General features: G+C 35.5%; 17 protein-coding genes. 10 read left to right on the forward strand and 7 right to left on the reverse strand.

What is annotated here, in order from left to right; all coding sequences use genetic code 11:
* The 4 genes from sppA to CQA66_RS02970 form a co-directional block, all read right to left on the reverse strand.
* Complete coding sequence (sppA, locus tag CQA66_RS02955; RefSeq protein WP_181882224.1) at positions 1 to 888, reverse strand: signal peptide peptidase SppA; 888 nt, start codon at positions 886 to 888, stop codon at positions 1 to 3.
* 225 nt (positions 889 to 1,113) lie between these two features.
* Positions 1,114 to 1,746: a hypothetical protein gene (locus CQA66_RS02960; RefSeq protein ID WP_104763140.1), complete on the reverse strand. Its 633-nt coding sequence runs from the start codon at positions 1,744 to 1,746 to the stop codon at positions 1,114 to 1,116.
* Positions 1,743 to 2,159, reverse strand: a complete 417-nt coding sequence (locus CQA66_RS02965; protein WP_324843342.1) for a diacylglycerol kinase — start codon at positions 2,157 to 2,159, stop codon at positions 1,743 to 1,745. The genes CQA66_RS02960 and CQA66_RS02965 overlap by 4 nt, the downstream gene beginning before the upstream one ends.
* Positions 2,160 to 2,251: 92 nt before the next feature.
* A complete protein-coding gene (locus CQA66_RS02970; protein WP_104763141.1) occupies positions 2,252 to 2,800 on the reverse strand; it encodes a PepSY-associated TM helix domain-containing protein in 549 nt (182 codons plus the stop codon).
* A gap of 190 nt (positions 2,801 to 2,990) precedes the next feature.
* On the opposite strand from CQA66_RS02970, the gene CQA66_RS02975 reads away from it, so the two are divergent.
* Complete coding sequence (locus CQA66_RS02975) at positions 2,991 to 3,596, forward strand: hypothetical protein (RefSeq protein ID WP_104763142.1); 606 nt, start codon at positions 2,991 to 2,993, stop codon at positions 3,594 to 3,596.
* Between the two features lie 42 nt (positions 3,597 to 3,638).
* On the opposite strand, the gene CQA66_RS02980 is transcribed toward CQA66_RS02975, so the two are convergent.
* Positions 3,639 to 4,412 carry an amino acid ABC transporter ATP-binding protein gene (locus CQA66_RS02980; protein ID WP_115582540.1) on the reverse strand — a complete coding sequence of 258 codons (774 nt, stop codon included), beginning with the start codon at positions 4,410 to 4,412 and terminating at the stop codon, positions 3,639 to 3,641.
* Positions 4,387 to 4,899 (reverse strand): thioredoxin-dependent thiol peroxidase, encoded by a 513-nt coding sequence (gene bcp / locus CQA66_RS02985; protein ID WP_104763144.1) that lies wholly within the window; start codon positions 4,897 to 4,899, stop codon positions 4,387 to 4,389. The genes CQA66_RS02980 and bcp overlap by 26 nt, the downstream gene beginning before the upstream one ends.
* A gap of 148 nt (positions 4,900 to 5,047) precedes the next feature.
* On the opposite strand from bcp, the gene polA reads away from it, so the two are divergent.
* The 8 genes from polA (at position 5,048) to CQA66_RS03025 (ending at position 16,206) form a co-directional block, all read left to right on the forward strand.
* Positions 5,048 to 7,894, forward strand: coding sequence for a DNA polymerase I (gene polA, locus CQA66_RS02990; protein WP_104763145.1), 2,847 nt, complete (start codon positions 5,048 to 5,050; stop codon positions 7,892 to 7,894).
* Between the two features lie 76 nt (positions 7,895 to 7,970).
* On the forward strand, positions 7,971 to 10,382 hold the full coding sequence (locus CQA66_RS02995) for an endonuclease MutS2 (RefSeq protein WP_104763146.1): 2,412 nt from the start codon (positions 7,971 to 7,973) through the stop codon (positions 10,380 to 10,382).
* A gap of 75 nt (positions 10,383 to 10,457) precedes the next feature.
* Complete coding sequence (gene lspA / locus CQA66_RS03000) at positions 10,458 to 10,994, forward strand: signal peptidase II (RefSeq protein WP_104763147.1); 537 nt, start codon at positions 10,458 to 10,460, stop codon at positions 10,992 to 10,994.
* A 76-nt stretch (positions 10,995 to 11,070) separates the two neighbouring features.
* Positions 11,071 to 12,516 carry an IMP dehydrogenase gene (guaB, locus tag CQA66_RS03005; protein WP_104763148.1) on the forward strand — a complete coding sequence of 482 codons (1,446 nt, stop codon included), beginning with the start codon at positions 11,071 to 11,073 and terminating at the stop codon, positions 12,514 to 12,516.
* 129 nt (positions 12,517 to 12,645) lie between these two features.
* Positions 12,646 to 14,646 (forward strand): motility associated factor glycosyltransferase family protein, encoded by a 2,001-nt coding sequence (locus tag CQA66_RS03010; protein ID WP_104763149.1) that lies wholly within the window; start codon positions 12,646 to 12,648, stop codon positions 14,644 to 14,646.
* A 93-nt stretch (positions 14,647 to 14,739) separates the two neighbouring features.
* Positions 14,740 to 15,051, forward strand: a complete 312-nt coding sequence (locus CQA66_RS03015; RefSeq protein ID WP_104763150.1) for a HypC/HybG/HupF family hydrogenase formation chaperone — start codon at positions 14,740 to 14,742, stop codon at positions 15,049 to 15,051.
* Positions 15,044 to 15,250, forward strand: a complete 207-nt coding sequence (locus CQA66_RS03020) for a hypothetical protein (protein WP_104763151.1) — start codon at positions 15,044 to 15,046, stop codon at positions 15,248 to 15,250. Before CQA66_RS03015 ends, CQA66_RS03020 begins: the two co-directional genes overlap by 8 nt.
* Before the next feature lie 17 nt (positions 15,251 to 15,267).
* On the forward strand, positions 15,268 to 16,206 hold the full coding sequence (locus CQA66_RS03025) for a hypothetical protein (protein ID WP_104763152.1): 939 nt from the start codon (positions 15,268 to 15,270) through the stop codon (positions 16,204 to 16,206).
* A gap of 7 nt (positions 16,207 to 16,213) precedes the next feature.
* On the opposite strand, the gene CQA66_RS03030 is transcribed toward CQA66_RS03025, so the two are convergent.
* On the reverse strand, positions 16,214 to 17,485 hold the full coding sequence (locus CQA66_RS03030; protein ID WP_181882229.1) for a hemolysin family protein: 1,272 nt from the start codon (positions 17,483 to 17,485) through the stop codon (positions 16,214 to 16,216).
* Positions 17,486 to 17,817: 332 nt separating this feature from the next.
* Here CQA66_RS03030 and ychF point away from each other — a divergent pair, with 332 nt between their 5' ends.
* Positions 17,818 to 18,918: a redox-regulated ATPase YchF gene (gene ychF / locus CQA66_RS03035; RefSeq protein WP_104763154.1), complete on the forward strand. Its 1,101-nt coding sequence runs from the start codon at positions 17,818 to 17,820 to the stop codon at positions 18,916 to 18,918.

The following is an 18,918-nucleotide window of genomic DNA, read 5'->3' on the forward strand; positions in this document are numbered from 1 at the left end:
TTACCTCCATATTGCTTGCATTTGAGGGTATGTTAATGCGAGAACTTTTTGCAGTGAAGAATCAACTAGAGAATCTAAATAGCTCTGAATCTTGGCTTTTTTGAGCCATACGGGATTTTGTATATTGGCTAGATGTTGGAGTTGCTCTATTGCTTTATCCATGCTGTCTATTTTATCAATCAATCCTATTTCTAAGGCATCATGCGCATTAAATATTCTACCATTTGCAAAGAAATCAGGATTCTGATTCTTTAGTCGTTTTCCTCTAGCCTGTATTACATCAGAATAAAACATTTGGTAGTTTTGTTGTGTGAGGGTATTTATCATATCAGATTCTTGTTTGCTCCATTCTCTTGTGATTGTGCCAGCCTCTTTGTATGCTCCTGCCTTTGCTCCCTGTGGTTTAATGCCCATTTTTTGCATGATTTCTTCGATGTTATAACTTGCAAAAATCACTCCAATAGAACCTATTAGCGCGCCTCTATTGGCGTAAATTGTTTCTGCATACATGCCTGCATAATATGCACCACTTGCCATAAGTGATTGCACATAAGCAACAACAGGCATTCTCTCTTGCAAATCCTTTATCATATCTGCTATTTCAATACTCGCGCCAACGCCTCCGCCAGGAGAATTAATAATAAGCAATGCGCCTTTAATGTTTGGATTCTTTTTAATAGTTTCTATCTGTTCGCGAAAGACATTGCTGTCCATAATAGGAAAGTCGAGATAGATTTTTGCTAGATTCGGAACGGCATGAGGTTTCCAATCAAAAGTATTAAACAATACAAAACAAAGCAATAAGACAATAAGCATGCCTTTAAAATATTTTGTGAAAAATTCTAGAATCTTTACAATAGTGCGACATATTGTGTAGAACAAACGCATAACAATCCTTAAAATAATATTCTGATATTATATCCTTTATTTAGATTCTGATTATCAATCTACTTAGTATCATCTAAGGCAATACTTCGCCTAATATGATATTATTCTCTAATAGGCTTTGAATTTTAGGATATTAACATTATTCTTTGGTTTTATAGAGTTTCTGCTTGAGGTTTGTTGTTTGTCTTTGGCTTATAGGTAACAAGAATAGAATCTCATATTGATTTAGAAAGGGCTACTTACATAAAGTGGAGTACATGGCTCATAAAAATCTTTTTTATCGAGTATTGTAGGTAGAATCAGGTTTGTTTGTGGATTCTGTGTTTGTCCAAGTTGTATTTGCCCGTCTTTATAAAAAAACGATTGATTACCAAAAGCCTTAATTTCGTTGTGCGTATTAAAATGAAAAATATTTGTTGCATAGAGCGGAATATGTTTTGTGAGATGAAGAGTTTGTAGAAAAATATGTGTAAGCTTGATTGCACTAAGACTCCCAGCCCCTCTTGCATAGTAAATACCTGTGATGTTATTGATATTTTGTAGCACGTGTATAATTTGAAATATAGCAGCTGTGCTTTTGGTATATGGTGCAACGTGTGTATGCGCAAAAGAAATGTTACAAGGATAGTTATGATATTTTACGTTAGTCGACTCTAATGTTTGCTTGTCAAATGTAAATATATTGGCAAATAGGAAAGGCAGAATATCGCTAACATGTCCTTCTATTTGCAATGAGACTATAAGTTGTTTGTTGTGCAATGGGGGAGATTCTCTATCGGGGATATTGGAATATACGGCGAATATTACCGGGCTTTGTACGCTAATTAACAACAAGTCGCTACTATCAAATGCTTTCATAGCCATTTCTCATAGACAAAAAGTATCCAAACAATACATAAAAAAAGCAATCCAAGCATTTGCGCTGCGCTTCCCATGTCTTTGGCTTTCTTTGTGAATGGGTGTAATTCCAAGCTCGTATGATCTATGGCATTTTCTATTGCTGAATTAAAAAGTTCAATGATGATACATAAAAACGCGGGCAAGATTAAAAGAATCTTTTGAGTAAATCCATCGCCTAACCAGATTCCTGCAATGCACGTAATGAAACCAATACAAACAACTTGACGAAATCCTTCTTCATCAATAAACGCCGCTTTGATTCCGTCTAGTGAATATAATGTAGCGCAATACAGACGTTTCATGCCTTTTTTACCTTTTTTGTTGTTTCTAGTGAATTGTGGGGATTGCTTGGAGGGAGTGTTTTTGTCCATATTGTTGTCCGTTTTTATCTAAATTGTAGCATGATTTTGTAGAACTTCTGATTGTGCAGTTATATAGAAATGCGTAAAATATGAAAGTGGATTTATATACTGCAATAAATGGCTATTCCCGTGATAACAAATCCTAAGCCCATTGTGCTAAATGCTGCTTTGCGATTCTTTTTTGCAAATGAAGTTACAATAAGCCCAGAGAGATAAAACAACATAAGCGAAATAGAGAATCCTATTGCAATTATGTCAAAGTAGTACTTTCCCTTTGATTTGTGCATAAGCAATAAAACACCATAGAGACTTCTCTCTACCGCGCGTAATACATAATCACCATTCTTTTCCTTGATAATCGAGACGTTGTAACGTAAATTTCCCATGGTTGGATTTCCGCGAAACATGCGCACTTCAGTATTCTTTGGAATTTCTAAATTATGCTTTTGCAATATATCTATCATAGTTTGAGCTTCTTCCCCCTTGTTTGGCGCAGAGTGAAGCTTGTATTCAGAGATATTAGCCCATGCGTCCTCTTTGAAGTTGCATATATAGAGTGCGCCTGTAAGTGCATAAGTGATTGCTGCGGGGAGGAAAAAGAGACTTAAATAAGTATGGATTTGCATCCAGCTTTTTTTGGTAATTTTCATGTGAATCCTAAGTATTTAGTTTATGATAGAGTTATTATATTATAAAAAGTTTTATTATTATTAAATAATAGTTAATAACTATTTTTATTTATCGTTTGTAGCAGAAAGATTCTATGGATTTCATTGTAAGGAATCTGAATTTTTTACAAAAAAACCGATTTATTAATGGAGATTAAATGGGAGTATTGTAATGAGAAAGATTCTTTGTTGTATCAGTATAGTATGTTATTTTGTCTTGGCTAAAGCTCCAATTGAGCCTAGTTTTTCTCTGCATAATCATGAAATACAAGAACCGCCGGCTCTGCCACAAGTTTATGGAATGGTGTTACCAGATACCATAAATTATTTTTCTCAATCACATAAAAAGCAGGAATTTAATGCCTTTTTGCCAGAATTTCCAATGATTATGCAAGTATGTGCAATCACGGAAACACCCGTTTATTATTATCCTAATAGAGAAGAATTACTTAATGGTTGTTATCGCGGCGATAAAGGATTAAGTTTCTTTGAATTGCAACCTTATCAATATTGGCAAACATTAAAGGCATTACAAGAAGTGCAACTTATTCCTCAAATAGCTAATCACAACGTTATTAGAATCTTGATTAATTATAAATATGCTTATAGTGACCAAATTACAACCACTATCGAAATAGGAGATAGTAATTATCCTGCCACATCAATTGTTATTAACGGACAAACTTTCCATAATAACTATGACGTTGTTAGTGCTTTTTATGGTTTGATTAAGGGAATTCAAGAAGAGGCTTATCCTAGAGATACTGCAATGTATTAAATCGAGTTTTACTCTATTGGATTCTGAAATCAAGTGTTGTGTTTATTCGAAATCTAAAGTATTCAGAAAGGCTTTTGCCCGTTCTGTTTGAGGATTCGAGAAGAAATCATTGGCATTACCTTTCTCTACTACAAACCCGTTTTCAAAAAACATCACAGTATGGCTAATGCTTCGTGCAAAGCGCATCTGGTGCGTTACAATAACCATGCTCATCCCTTCGTTGGCAAGTGATTTAATAACTTCTAACACTTCCTTGATCATTTCGGGATCCAAGCTGGCGGTTACTTCGTCAAATAGCATGTTTTTAGGATTAAGACAAAGTGATCGCACTTTGGCTATCTTTTTTTTCTGCCCGCCACTCAAATCTCTAGGATAACTCTTGGCTTTTGATTCTAATCCTACCCGTTTCAGCCATGCTAATGCTTCAGTTTGCGCTTGTTCTTTATTCTTTTTTAACACTTTTAACGGAGCAAGCAGAATATTGTCTAACACGGTTAAGTGCGGGAAAAGTTCATAGCTTTGAAATACCATGCCTATGTATTGTCGTACTTGTTTCCAATTTGTTTGTTTATCTAACTGCATGCCGTTGAGGAGAATCTCACCACTATTTATTGTTTCTAATCCATTGAGGCAACGTAAAAAAGTGCTTTTGCCACAACCGCTTGGTCCAATGATAGAAATGATTTCTCCCTCATGCAAACAGAAATCTATGCCTTTGAGAATCTGATGAATGCCTAAGCTATCGCTAAAAGATTTTGTAAGCCCTTTAGTTTCTAGGAGGACTTTAGTTTTAATCGGATATTGAAGATTCTGCATTGGTATATTGCTGTACAAATTCAAGGATTTTTTTGGCATGCCCTTTCGCTTTGACATTATAAAAAGCCTTTATAATGCGATTGTTATGAATGATAAATGTGCTACGAGTAATGCCTTGCACTTCTTTACCATACATTATTTTTTTACCATATACATGATATTGCAAAGCAACTTTTTTATCGGTATCGCTAAGAAGGGTGATGGCAAGATTCTGTGATTGTATAAATTTCTTATGTGTAGAGACTTTATCTGGACTAACCCCTAGTACCATAACATTAAGGGCGTCAAACTCTTGTATTAGCGCGCTAAATTCTTGCGCCTGTGTGGTGCAACCACTTGTATTATCTTTCGGATAAAAATACAACACAATAAGATAGCCGCTTAAATCCTGTAAGGCTAACTCTACCCCATCTTCATTGGGAAGACTAAAATGTGGGGCAATGTCCCCTGCTTTTAGTCTGTTAACTTGCGCAGATTCTGCTTGCATGATACTCCTTTATTTGGGTTTGAATTGCATTATAACGCATTTTAAATAACTCTTCTCTAGCAGGAATGATTGATAGATAAAGTGCAACTAATGGTCTTATTGTTTATATGTGTGTAAACTTGTAGCTTATTATTTGCAAAGGAATATTATGCGTAATACCATTATTCTTGTTGACACTTTTGGGTATTTTTTCCGAAGTTATTATGCCTTACCTTCATTGCAGAACTCTAAGCATTTTCCTACTTCTTTGCTCACAGGGTTTAGTCATTTTTTGTTTAATCTCTATAAAGAGAATCCAAATACTTGTATTATTTTTGCGCTTGAAGGTAGCGGTATTAACAGGCGCAAAGAAATCTATCCTCTCTATAAGGCTAACAGACAAGAAGCCCCCAAAGATTTACTCTTGCAACTACCCATAGCCATAGAATGGCTAGAAAAAATGCAAATACCACAAGTAACGTTTGACGGTTATGAGGCAGATGATTGTATTGCTAGTCTTGCCAATCTTGCAATCTCCAAAGGCTTAGAAGTGCAAATCATTAGTCATGATAAAGATTTATATCAGCTTATTAATGAGCAAATCAGCCTTTTTGATTACACGAGGAAGAGAAAAATCACAGCCAAAGAGTGTCAAGAAAAGTTTGGTGTTTTACCGCATGAATTTATTACTTATCAAAGCATTGTGGGCGATTCGAGTGATAATATTCCGGGCATAAGAGGCATCGGTACAAAAGGTGCGCAACGTATTCTCGCTCATTTTAAGGATTTGTCTTCGCTTTATGAAACACTGCATAATGATGAATCAAAGCTTGTCGCTCTTTTTGGTAAAAGAATAACCAATCTTATCGCAGAGCATGAAGATTTAGCGTATCTTAGTCGTTCGCTTGTTACCTTGCGAACTGATTTGCTAGCAGATTATGATTTTTTTGCCTTGCAAAATGATAATAATCCTATGCCACTATTAAAAATACAGCCAGAACTCGAAGAATATGAGCTTCATAAGATTCTCTCTTATCTTGTAAATTATCAACCCGAATTAGCTACGCAAGAGCAAGCTATACAGAGACAATCTAATGCAGCAGATTCTATTAAGGGGCATAAAGAACAAATCCCTCCAATTTCTCCAAACAATACAAACAATAAATTTCATTTTGTTTCTCATGCCCTTACAGATTCAGAGGAATTATTCAAGATTCTAGAATCCATTCCCAAAGAAACGGTTATTGCTTATGATTGCGAAACAGACGGATTGAATGTAAGAGAGAATCGTATCGTGGGGTTTAGCTTTTGTTTTGATGGGATAAATGGCTATTATGTCCCCTTTTTACATGGTATTGCAAAGGAAGAAAAGCAAGAAACCCTACTCGATACGACACATGATTCTATCAAACAGATTTCGATACAAGAAGCAAAGCAGGCGTTAGAAATTCTTTTCTCTCACACTTTGGTTGGACATAATATAAAATTTGATATTGGCATGGCATGGCATAATTTTGGAATCCTGCCAACACGTCCTATTAAAGATTCGATGATTCTTGCGTGGTTGCTTAATTCTCATCAAAGTGTAAGCCTAGATAATCTGATGCGAGAATATTTTGGACATCAAATGATAGCTTTTGATGATATTGTAGCCAAAGGAGAGACTTTTGATCGCGTTGCCATAGAGGTTGCTAGCCAATACGCAAGTGAAGACGCAGTGGCTACTTATCAGCTTTACAATAGATTAGAATCTCTTTGTCCACCAGACCTCTTACGGCTTGCAAATGATGTGGAATATCCCTTCATTCTTACTCTTTGTTTTATGGAAGATTCGGGTATTGCAATTGATCGGGAATATTTTTTGAATCTTAAGCAAGAATTTACAAAGAAACTTCATAGCTTACAACAACAAATTTATCAAGAATGCGGACATGAATTTAATATTAATTCTCCCAAGCAGCTAGCCGAAGTTTTGTTTCATCACCTTAAACTTGATTCTACACATAATAAGTCGCTTAGCACAAATGAAGCGGTACTTCAGAATCTTCTTGATTCGCATCCTGTTATTTCTTCTTTGCTGCATTATCGAGAGGCTTTTAAGCTGCTTAGTACCTATATTGAACCTCTCTTAAAGTTAAGTAAAACACAGCACAGAGTTTATACTTCGTTTATTCAAACGGGCACTAATACAGGACGTTTAAGCTCTAAATCCCCGAATTTGCAAAATATTCCCGTGCGCAGTGAATTAGGCAAAAACATCCGTGCGGGCTTTGTGGCAGAACATGGCAATATGCTTGTGAGTCTTGATTATTCGCAGATTGAACTCCGTCTTCTCGCACATTTCAGTCAGGATTCTTCACTAATCGAATCTTTTAATAACGATGCGGATATTCATGCAGAAACTGCGAAAAAGATTTTTCAAGCAGAATTTGAAAACACAGATTCTGATAAGAGGGTTTATTTGCGTAGTGCCGCTAAATCTATTAATTTTGGTTTGATTTATGGCATGGGCGCAAGGAAACTCGCGCAGACATTGCGCATTAGCAATACTGAAGCAAAGAAATATATTCAAAGTTATTTTGCTAGTTTTCCTACTGTGAAAAAATATCTCGAATATAAAAAAGAAGAAATTTTACAGAAAGGTTATAGTGAAACATTGCTAGGAAGAAGGAGATGCTTTGATTTCCTTAATGCGACAGAATTTATGCGACAAAACTTTTTACGTGAGGGCGTGAATGCTATCTTTCAAGGAAGTGCAGCAGATCTAATAAAATTAAGTATGAATGCTATCTTCAAAAATCTTGCGGATTTTCATATCGATTCTAATAGTCGTGAAGTCTATCCGAAAGCACGAATGCTTCTACAAGTGCATGATGAGCTTATTTTTGAAATAGAGGAATCACGGGTTAAGAATCTTGCCTATCTCATTAAGGAAGTTATGGAGAATGTGTATCATTTAGAAGTGCCGCTTGTTTGCAATATTGCCTTCGGGAAATCTTGGGCAGATTTGAAATGATAGAAGTCTTAAGAATGTTTTGTGCTAGTTGCCTGTATTTCTTAACTAGCTTTATTTCGATGTCGTAAGGAATGGTATGGATTCAAATGCAAAATTTATGAAAAAGATTCAGCAAATCTCTTCTCTTGTGAGCAAACTTAATCTCGATGATTTTCTTGTGCGATATAGCGAATATTTTTCGCGCGCCTTTAATGCACCGTCTTACGATAATGCACATAGAGATTTGCTACACACTAAAGTTTTGAATCATATTTTGGAAATTTTGGATTCTGAAAAACTGCAAGCACTTATTGCGCACTTTGATGATAAGGTGTATTGTGTTAGCTTGCCTACATTGCCTAAAGTAAGGGAATTAGATCAGCAATTGCTATGGCTTAGTAAAGGGGCGAATCTTACGATAGAAGAGGTTATTGCATGTGCGCAGATTGTTAAAGTTTTCTATGATTTGCAACAAGAAGATTCTTTGCAAGGAAAACAAGATTTCTTTTCAAAGTACTTACAAAGCTTTCAATTCCCATCAGATATTCTTGTGTTATTAACTTATTTTGTTTTCGAAAAAAACACACAAGAGAATTTTTATTGTATTAAAAGAGGTGTAGATAAAGAATTAGATTCTTTACGCGATGCCTTAGAATCTAAAATGCAGGAGAAAGAAAGGAAATTAAACAACGCTATTCATACACCGCACTTGGAAGAATTTCTTGTCGATACACAGCTACATTTTATTCAGGATACTTTGACATTGTTGTTGCGCGCAGGGTTTGCTAATATTCTTCCTGCAAAAGTTATTGCTCGTTCCAATCGTGGGTTTTTTTATGTTGTGCCTATGTATTTGGAATCTTTACAGCAAGAAATTATTGTTTTGCAAGATAAAATCAGACAAAGGATAGCCTTTTTAGCCGCTGAATATAGCAAAATTTACGCAAGGCATTTGCCCTTTTTACGTTATGTGAATAAGGAATTTGATTGTCTTGATAGGGTTCTTGCTCGAGTGCGTTTTGCAAGAGATTCTAATTTGGAATTTGTATTTCCGTGCAATGCTGATACAGATTCTATTGTTTTGCATGAGTATGCTCATCCAAGTCTCAAGAATCCAAAGCCAATTACTCTTCGTTTTTCTAAGAATCTTTTGCTTATTACAGGTGTTAATGCCGGCGGTAAAACTATGCTGCTTAAAAGCGTTTTAAGTGCTTTGTTTTGCGTGAAATATTTTCTGCCCTTTAAGATTCACCCCCATAAATCACATATTCCTTTGGTGCAAAATATTGTTATCATTTCGCAGGACCCACAAAATAGCAAACAAGATATTTCTACATTTTCAGGGCGAATTAAAGAATTTAGCAAGATTCTGCACCAACGTAATCTCATTGTAGGAATTGATGAAATTGAATTAGGCACAGATTCGAGTGAAGCCGCTAGTCTCTATAAAATTTTGTTGGATTATTTGTTGGATAATGGAGTAAAGGCTATTGTTACTACGCATCATAAGTTTCTAGCTTCGCTTATGGCAGATAATCCCCATACACAATTGCTAGCTGCGCTTTACAATATCAAAGAAGCAAAACCACAATATGAATTTATTGAAGGTATAGGCAAAAGCTATGCAATGGAGTGCGCCGCTTTATATGGTATTCCTATGAATCTGATTATGCGAGCAAAGCAACTGCATGGAAGTCAGGCAAATAGTTTAGAAAAATTAATTGAAAAGTCAAATGAACAAATCACACAAAACAAACAAAGAGAAACCAAATTAGAATCTCTTATTGCACAAAAACAAGCTGAATTACGTGAGTTAGAGCAAATGAAAGCCATGTTAAAAAAACAATTTGAGACGCAAAGTCTCAATCTTAAAAGGCACTACAATGAAGCAATTAAAGAGGTAAAAATGCTAGCAAGGCAAACTTCTTTGCAAACAGAAAGCCATACACAAAAACAAGACATGTTAAAAAATATTCACAAATTACTTAACAAAGCCTCTAAGCAAAAGCAACAAGAGCCCCGCATTGTTTTGCAGAGTGATAAACGTTATGAGATTAATGAGTGGGTAAAATATCATAGCAATGTTGCAAGAATTATTGCTAAAGAAAATACCCATTCTTCTCAATCACATAAAGGTGAAATGCACTTTTATACAATCGAATTACGTAATGGCGTTAGATTAAAAGGCATTCCATCAATAGAATTAGAAAGCACGAAAAATACCATTGCTCCTCAATCCTCTTATACCTTACAAGCCGATATTCAGGCTCGCACGAGGCTTGATTTACATGGTTGCACGAGAGAAGAAGCCTTAGTAAGCTTGGAAGAATTTCTCAATCAGGCTCTTATGGCGCGATTTGGAGAAGTATTAATTGTGCATGGCAGAGGGAGTGGGATGTTACGTAGTATTGTTATTCATTACTTAGAAAACGCAGATTTTGTACGTGGATTTGTTGACGCTCCTGCAAGTATGGGCGGCTCTGGAGCGAAAATTGTGTATTTGTGTTAATAGCAAGAACAAGCCTAATTAATTCTTATTGTCTGCATTTTGCTACAATGCCATTATTTAATAGAACGGACAACAATGGGACATAGACATCATAATGTATGCCAGCCGCAAGTTTTTTGCCAGCGAAAATCTTGTTTTAAAAAAACCGCTACTTTTATCATTGTGGGTTTGTTACTGCTTTTGCTCGATCAACTCATTAAATTCTATTGTATCTCTCTTGCTAATCCACGTGATATTCATGATTTTGTTATGATAGCAGAGGGCAAGGTTATTTCTCTAGCCTTAGTTTACAATACAGGTGTTGCCTTTTCGTTTCTTACTTCTTTGGGTGAATGGCTTAAGTTCATACAAGTCGGTTTTTTAGTAGTGATATGTCTTGTTTTGTATTTGCAAAGGCAATTGTTTTTGCAACACTATCTCGCTTTTGCGTGTATGTTAAGCGGAGGTATTTCCAATGTATTGGATAGATTCTTGCACGGGGGCGTTGTAGACTATATTTATTGGCATTACGGCTTTGATTTTCCTATTTTTAACTTCGCAGATATATGTATTGATTGTGGAATAGCCCTTTTTCTTTGGCAAACCATTCGCATGTCTAAATTCCGTCAATAAATCTATCTGTTCTGAAAACTAATCATTGTTATAAACTAAGTAGAATCAGAGTTATATTTTATTGAAAAGGCGTATTATGAATGTAATTACTAGGGCATTAACATTTGAAGATATTCTCCTTATTCCAGCGTATTCTGAAGTTTTACCTAAAGATGTCAGTATACAATCTATGCTTACGAAGAATATTAGTCTCAATATCCCCTTTGTTAGCGCAGCTATGGACACAGTAACAGAATATAAAGCGGCAATTGCTATGGCGCGATTGGGCGGTATAGGGATTATTCATAAAAATATGGATATAGAATCTCAAGTAACGCAAATACGTAAAGTCAAAAAAAGCGAAAGTGGCATTATTAATGACCCTGTTTTTATCACTGCAGATAAAACCCTACAAGATGCCGAGAATATTATGGGGAATTACAGTATTTCAGGTGTGCCTGTTGTAGATAAAGACGGCGTTTTAATTGGAATCCTTACCAACCGTGATACAAGGTTTGAAACTGATTTTAGCAAGTTAGTTGGTGAAGTTATGACTAAGCCGCCATTGATTACAGCAAAAGTGGATATTAGTCTGGAACATGCTAAAGATATTATGCACAAGCATCGCATAGAGAAATTGCCTCTAGTCAATGAAAACAATGTATTGCAAGGTTTAATTACAATCAAAGATATTCAAAAATGTATTGAATATCCACAAGCAAATAAAGATTCTATGGGTAGGTTGCGTGTAGGTGCTGCTGTGGGGGTTAAGCAGATTGATAGAGCCTTGGCTCTTGTCGATGCTGGAGTTGATGTTCTTGTTTTGGATTCTGCGCACGGGCATTCTAAGAATGTTATTGATACATTAAAGGAAATCAAATCAAAAGCGGATATTGATGTTATCGTAGGCAATGTTGTAACTCCAGAAGCCACTAAGGATTTGATTCTAGCAGGTGCAGATGCGGTAAAAGTAGGAATTGGACCAGGAAGTATATGTACTACACGTATTGTGGCTGGCGTTGGTATGCCGCAAGTTTCTGCGATTGATGGTTGTGCTCGTGTTGCTAGAGAATATCAGATTCCGATTATTGCAGATGGAGGGATAAAATATAGCGGTGATGTTGCTAAAGCTTTGGCTATCGGTGCTTCAAGTGTAATGATAGGTTCTCTATTGGCTGGTACCGAAGAAAGCCCCGGTGATTTGGTGATATTTCAAGGAAGACAATATAAAAGTTATCGCGGTATGGGAAGTATCGGTGCCATGCAGAAAGGCAGTGGTGATAGATATTTTCAGGAAAATATTACGCAGGATAAGCTTGTCCCAGAGGGAATAGAAGGTAGAGTGCCTTATCGAGGGAAAATCGCTTCCGTTTTACATCAATTGGTTGGGGGATTGCGTTCTTGTATGGGATATTTGGGTGCACAAGATCTTGTTTCTTTGTGGGAGCGAGCGCGTATTGTTGAGATTACTTCGGCGGGATTACGGGAGAGTCATGTACATGGTGTTGATATTACAAAAGAAGCACCTAATTATCATGGTTAATTTAAGGAACTTTTCTTGCTCTTTGTGTAATTTTAATGAACGCAAGAGATGTCGCATAAAGATGCGCTCAATTTTCAACGTTTCAAATGCAATTGATGTTGCAGTAGATTCAACAAATAAAGGGAACTTATGGATTCTTATCAGCAAAACAACCTACAACCATTGGGCAGCTTTGATAAAGCACAAGCACAAATTAATGAAAATTCGATTTACCAACAAAATCTTCATGCCTTAAGTTATCGCGACCCTTTATTATTTTATAAGCTTCTTGAGATAGAAACAAACACAAATTATGAAGTTTTTATGGGAAGTGATAGTGCAAACTTTAATATTATTGAACTTGCGAGCAATACTCCCCTCTATCAAGGCGATCCGTTGCAAGAAAATCTCGCTGTGCTCAAGCAATATGAAGTGTATCGCTATTATCCTTATCTTTATGCGTATGGATTAGGTAATGGAATCCTTTACCGCATGATGCTTGGAAGTGAGATTCTAAAACGTATTGTCGTAATCGAACCAGAGCTAGAAATCATTTATATTGTTTTGAATCTTATTGATTTTAGTGAGGATATTTTTAATAATCGATTGATTTTGTTGCATTCTCCGTCATGTAATTTTTATATGATTAATTCCTTGTTTGATATGGATAAATTCTCGAAAATTTATTCAAAAGTCTATGATTTGCTTTTACCAAATGTCTATTATGAAAAATATCAAAGTGAAATTATACGTATCAATAAAGATTTCGTCCAAGCCATCGAGCATAATGTCGTCAGTGTTGGCAATGATACGAAAGATGCAATCATTGGAATCAAGCAGCACATTGAGAATATGAAATATTCACTTTTTTCGCCATCACTTATAGAAATTCATTCCCATCTTAAAGAAAGGGATACGGCAATTATTGTTGCTACAGGACCCAGCCTTTATAAGCAGCTTAATCAGCTCAAGGAAATTGCGCCTTATGCAACATTGTTTTGCATTGATGCAAGTTTCCCGATTCTCTATAAACATGGTATTAAGCCAGATGTTGTTTTTTCTCTTGAGAGAGTGAAAGAGAGTGCGAAGTTTTATACAGATGTTCCTAAAGAAGCACAAGAAGATGTGATATTTTCTCTGACATCTATTGTGCATGAAGATACAATTCATGCAATTACAAATGGTGTGAAGCAGTTTAGTTTTCGTCCTTTTGGCTATACAACTTTATTTAATTTTTATGAATACGGCTATTTGGGTATCGGAATGAGTGCTGCAAATATGGCGTATGAGCTCGTTGTGCATTCAAAATTTAAACGTTGTATTCTTATTGGGCAAGATTTAGCTTTCGGGGAAGACGGTACAAGTCATTCTAAGGGTGCTGTGTATGGTGAAAATGAGATTAAGCCCAAAGAAGGGAAAATATTTGTAGAGAGATATGGTGGTGGAGGTGTTATTGAAACAACAGAGGTGTGGAAGCTTTTTCTTAATTTTTATGAAAAAGATATTGCAAATACGCCATACAAAATTGAAGTCATTAATGCCACAGAAGGAGGAGCGAGGATTCGTGGAACAATTGAAATGCCCTTCAAAGAGGCATGTGCACTTATTCCAAAAGTCAAAAAGAAACAGATTGTGCTTAATCCACCAAGCAAAGCAACATCGGAGAAAAACCTTGCGAAAGCCATTGAAATTTGTGAGAATTGGATTGATTATGGTGAATTGCAACAAGAAAAAGTTGAGAATGTATTTCTTGAGCTTATTAAGTTTTTGCAAGAAATTGAAGAACTCAATAAACAAAATCGTCTTCAAGAGTTTAATTATGAAACAATGGATAAGCTCATAGATTCTATTGATGAAATTAAAGACATGTTTAATTCTCGTGTATTTCATGACTATTTTACAGATGCCTTGCAATCTTATATTTTTCATCAAGAGCTTGATATAGCGCAACTTCTTGTGCGACCAATAGCAAACACCGATGACAAGAAAGCAAAAGAGCTTGAGTGGCTCTATTGTCATAGATATTGGCTTTTTAGTCTCGCAGGTGGGATTGATACGGTTGTAACGGTTGTAAGACGTGCTTTAGAATATTTGACAGGAAAAAAATATATCAGTCAGAAAGATAAAAAGGCACAAAAGAGCAACGTATAAATACAATTAAGCTTAGAATAAACAATGTTAATCATCAATAAATGGGGTATTATTTTTATTATGCTAAGATTCGCTTTTCTTTAAAGGATTATGATGTGTCTAGCCATTCCCTCACAGATTGTTAGTATTAATGCAGAAAATAATACTGCTCTCCTCGATACACTTGGAGTGCAACGCGAAGCAAGTCTTGATTTAATGCAAGATGATGTAAAGATAGGGGATTTTGTGCTTTTGCATGTCGGTTACATTATGGCAAAAATTGACGAAGAGGACGCAAAAGAAAGCCTTAAACTTTATGCACAGATGATAGAAGCATTAAAGGAAGAGGAAGAGGAACTCGAAATACTATCTCATTATAGAGAATCTCATGTCGATCATGCAAGCACTAGGAGAAATTGTGAATGATACTATTTTGCAGCAAGTAGAGATACCATCAAATTTACAACCACACTATTATGAGATTCTTTTTAGCTTGGATTGTAAAGACAATGTTGTTGATGAAATTCTCGCACAAATAATTGCCGATAAGATTCTTGAACATGGTGAAGCTGTAGAGTTTTTGTCTAAAGATATGATTGATGTATGCAATTTTAAGAATGGGTAATTCACGATTCAAGTTGCATGTTACGAAAACAAATTGTCTTTTTTTGTCTTTTTTTGTCCACAAATGTTATGCAAGCACTAAGTATTTCTTCGTTTACGAAGCCTAAGGTAGATACCAATGAAAATAAACGCGGATGGGAATTAGATTTAAATCGCGTATCACTGAATTTTACGCAATCTTCCCTTACTAACCAGAATCTCTACACAAATTTTTCTGATAGCAACCTTAAAGGTAATTCACAACTAGCTTTGCAATTTTTCTTAACTTTCAATGCAAGTTATTATGCAAGAAGATTTGTGGTCTTTAATTCTCTGGTTGGGGAATATGGTTTTACTGAAGTGCAACAAAACAATGATACTACTGTACGTAACAAAAACTTAGATAAATTTCTCATTTCTGCTGATTATACACAAAGGGTATGGGATTTTGATTGGGGTTTTGAATCATTTGAAATGGGACCATATATGAAATTCTCTTATCAAACAGAGTTTGTTGCTACACAAAGGATAGGAAGAAGACAAATTTTTACTTATACTTTAGGAGCTAAACTTTTTGAGGGAAAATATATCAAAGGTTTTTATCTTAATGTGTTTGGCGAACATGACGCAAATCCCAATATAGGGCTAAACAGTTTGGGACTTGAAACAGGTGTAGAATTGGAATATAAATTTAATTCTAACGTTCGTTGGTTGTATCTTACGAGTTTTAAACAATACCTTTTTAATGCTCGAAATTCGCTTATTAATCCCAAATATCAATTTTTACTTGAGACACGTATCGAAGCAAAACTTTTTAGACGTTTTAGTATTGCTCCTATGCTACGTTTTTATATGTTAAAGGCGGAAAATATTGAAGTGCCTGCCTCGAATTTGATTTTGGGAGTGTCTTTTGGTTTTAGTAAAATGCTTGTTCCTCCCGATCAAGTCGCTAAGGGTGTCTATGACTTTTCTAATTGATTGGAAGTTACAAAAGAGTAATTTTTAATTTTTTTATACGATGTTCTTCAATGCTTAGTACTTCATACTGACATAAGGAGTCGCTGATTTTATCCCCTACATTTGGCATATCACCAAAGACATTTAGGACATAGCCTCCAATCGTTACCTGCATAAAATTTTCATGATATTCAAACTTAAAAAGTTCTTCTATTTTTTCTAATTCCAATTTTCCATCGACTTCGTAAGATTTTTCATCAATTTTTTTCAATTCTTCTGCAGGCGTAGAATCTATAATAATGTTTCCCATAATTTCGTGCATAATATCTTCTGCTGTAATCATTCCCGCTGTTCCACCATATTCGTCAATAACAAGGGCTGTATCAACTTTCTTCTTATTCATTTTTAAAAGAATTTGCGATATAGATGCACTTTCTGGGACGACTAACATTTTTTTCACATAACTATCAAATGACATAGGCTGATATTTATTTTTGATACTTGCAGCTAAAATATCGCGAATATGAATAATTCCTAGAATCTTATCCTTACTCCCTTCACAATAAGGATATCGAGTATGATGAGGTTCGGCAATAATAATATCGATATTCTTTTGGTATTCTAGTTGTTTATCCAGACAAACCATATCTTTTCTAGGTGTCATAATTTCTCTTGCAAGAGTATCTGAAAAATCTACAGCATTTTTAATAATTTCTCCTTCTATGGAATCTAAGAATCCTCCCTTAAGGCTTTCTCCCACAATAATTTTCAGCTCTTCGTCACTATGTGCTTCACTATGTGCTTCGACTTTGAGAATCTTCAAGAATATTGCAGAAGCAAAATCAAAGAATTTAATAACGGGATAGAAAATTGCCCAAAAAATATAAAGCGGGCGCGCAATAGTGAGACAAGCTTGTTCACTCTTTGCAATAGCAACTGATTTTGGTACAATTTCTCCCAAGATAACATGGAGTAAGGTTACTAAACTAAACGAAATAAAGAGACTTATTGAATCTATGAATTGTGTGTTCTCATGAAAAATATTGCCTATACTGTGCAGTACGAGAGATGTTATATGATTCCCTACCCACCCAAGTGCTAATGAGCTAAGGGTGATTCCTAATTGGGTAGCGGACAGATAACTATCGAGAGAATACGACATTTTGAGAGCAAGTTTAGCAGTTTGATTGTTTTGCTTGACTAGCTCTTCTAGCCGTGAGCGGCGCACTTTAACTAAGGCAAATTCTGAAAGAACAAAGAAAGCGTTAAGAAAAATTAGAATAAATGCTAAGATAACCATTCCAAACGACTGATAAGGATCCGTATCCAAAGGTATCTCCTTAAGATTGCGAGTTAGATTTTAGAGAATCCGAAATTTTAAAACTCGTATTTCATTGTATCATATTTATTTACTAAAGTTTATTAAAAATTGTCAATATACAAAAATATTATTTACTACCATTAAATATTATTAATGGTTGTTATATCTGTATTATTTTATTTATTAAAGTAACTAATATTTTAATTTGTAAATATTGCTAAATATTAACATGTGCTATTTGGATTTTGTTATTTGTAGCAAATAGAATTGCGTATTGCTATAATTATCCTAATATATATTTAAGGAATACTATGGGATTATCAATCGGTATCGTAGGTTTGCCAAATGTCGGTAAATCCACGACTTTTAATGCTTTAACAAAGGCGCAAAATGCAGAAGCTGCAAACTATCCTTTTTGTACGATTGAGCCAAATAAGGCGGTTGTGAATGTGCCAGATACTAGGCTAAATGAACTTGCTAAGATTGTGAATCCGCAAAGGATTCAGCATTCTGTCGTGGAGTTTGTGGATATTGCCGGGCTTGTGCGCGGGGCAAGTAAAGGTGAGGGGCTAGGCAATCAATTCTTAGCAAATATTAAAGAATCTAATATGATTTTACATATTGTGCGCTGCTTTGAAGATGCCAATATCACGCATGTAGAGGGTAGAATCGACCCGATTAGCGATATTGAAATTATTGAGCTTGAGCTGCTTTTTGCTGATATTGCTAGTCTTAACAAACGTATTGAGAAATTGCAAAAAGAGAGCAAAGCCCAAAAAGGCACAAACGTACAACTTGCCTTAGCGCAAGAGCTTTTGGCGCATTTAGAATCTAATAATCCTGTAAGGAGCTTTACTAAGCGCGATAATGAGGCATTTATCGCATTAAATAAAGAATTGAGATTCTTAACTAATAAAGAAGTGATTTACGGGGCGAATGTAAGCGAAGAGGGCTTAGAATCTGATAATGAATATGTAGCAAAAGTGCGCGAATATGCAGCACAAAATGGCGCGATAGCCATTAAATTATGCGCAAAAATAGAAGAAGAAATGGTAGATATGAGCGATAATGAAAGGTCGGAGTTTCTAGCAAGTCTTGGGGCAAAGCAGAGTGGGCTAGAGCAGATTATTAGAGAGGGATTTGCTAGACTTGGGCTTATAAGCTACTTTACTGCTGGAGTGAAAGAGGTGAGAGCTTGGAGCATTAAAAAGGGCGATAGCGCACCAAAAGCGGCTGGTGTGATTCATAAAGACTTTGAAAAGGGCTTTATCCGTGCGGAGTGCATTAGCTATGCGGATTTTATTAAATATGGTGGCGAGGCAAAGGCAAAGGAGGCTGGAGCTATGCGTATCGAGGGGAAAGAATATATTGTGCAAGATGGCGATGTAATGCACTTTAGATTCAATGTGTAA

It is taken from the genome of Helicobacter aurati, assembly GCF_003364265.1.
Classification (GTDB): Bacteria; Campylobacterota; Campylobacteria; order Campylobacterales; family Helicobacteraceae; genus Helicobacter_A; species Helicobacter_A aurati.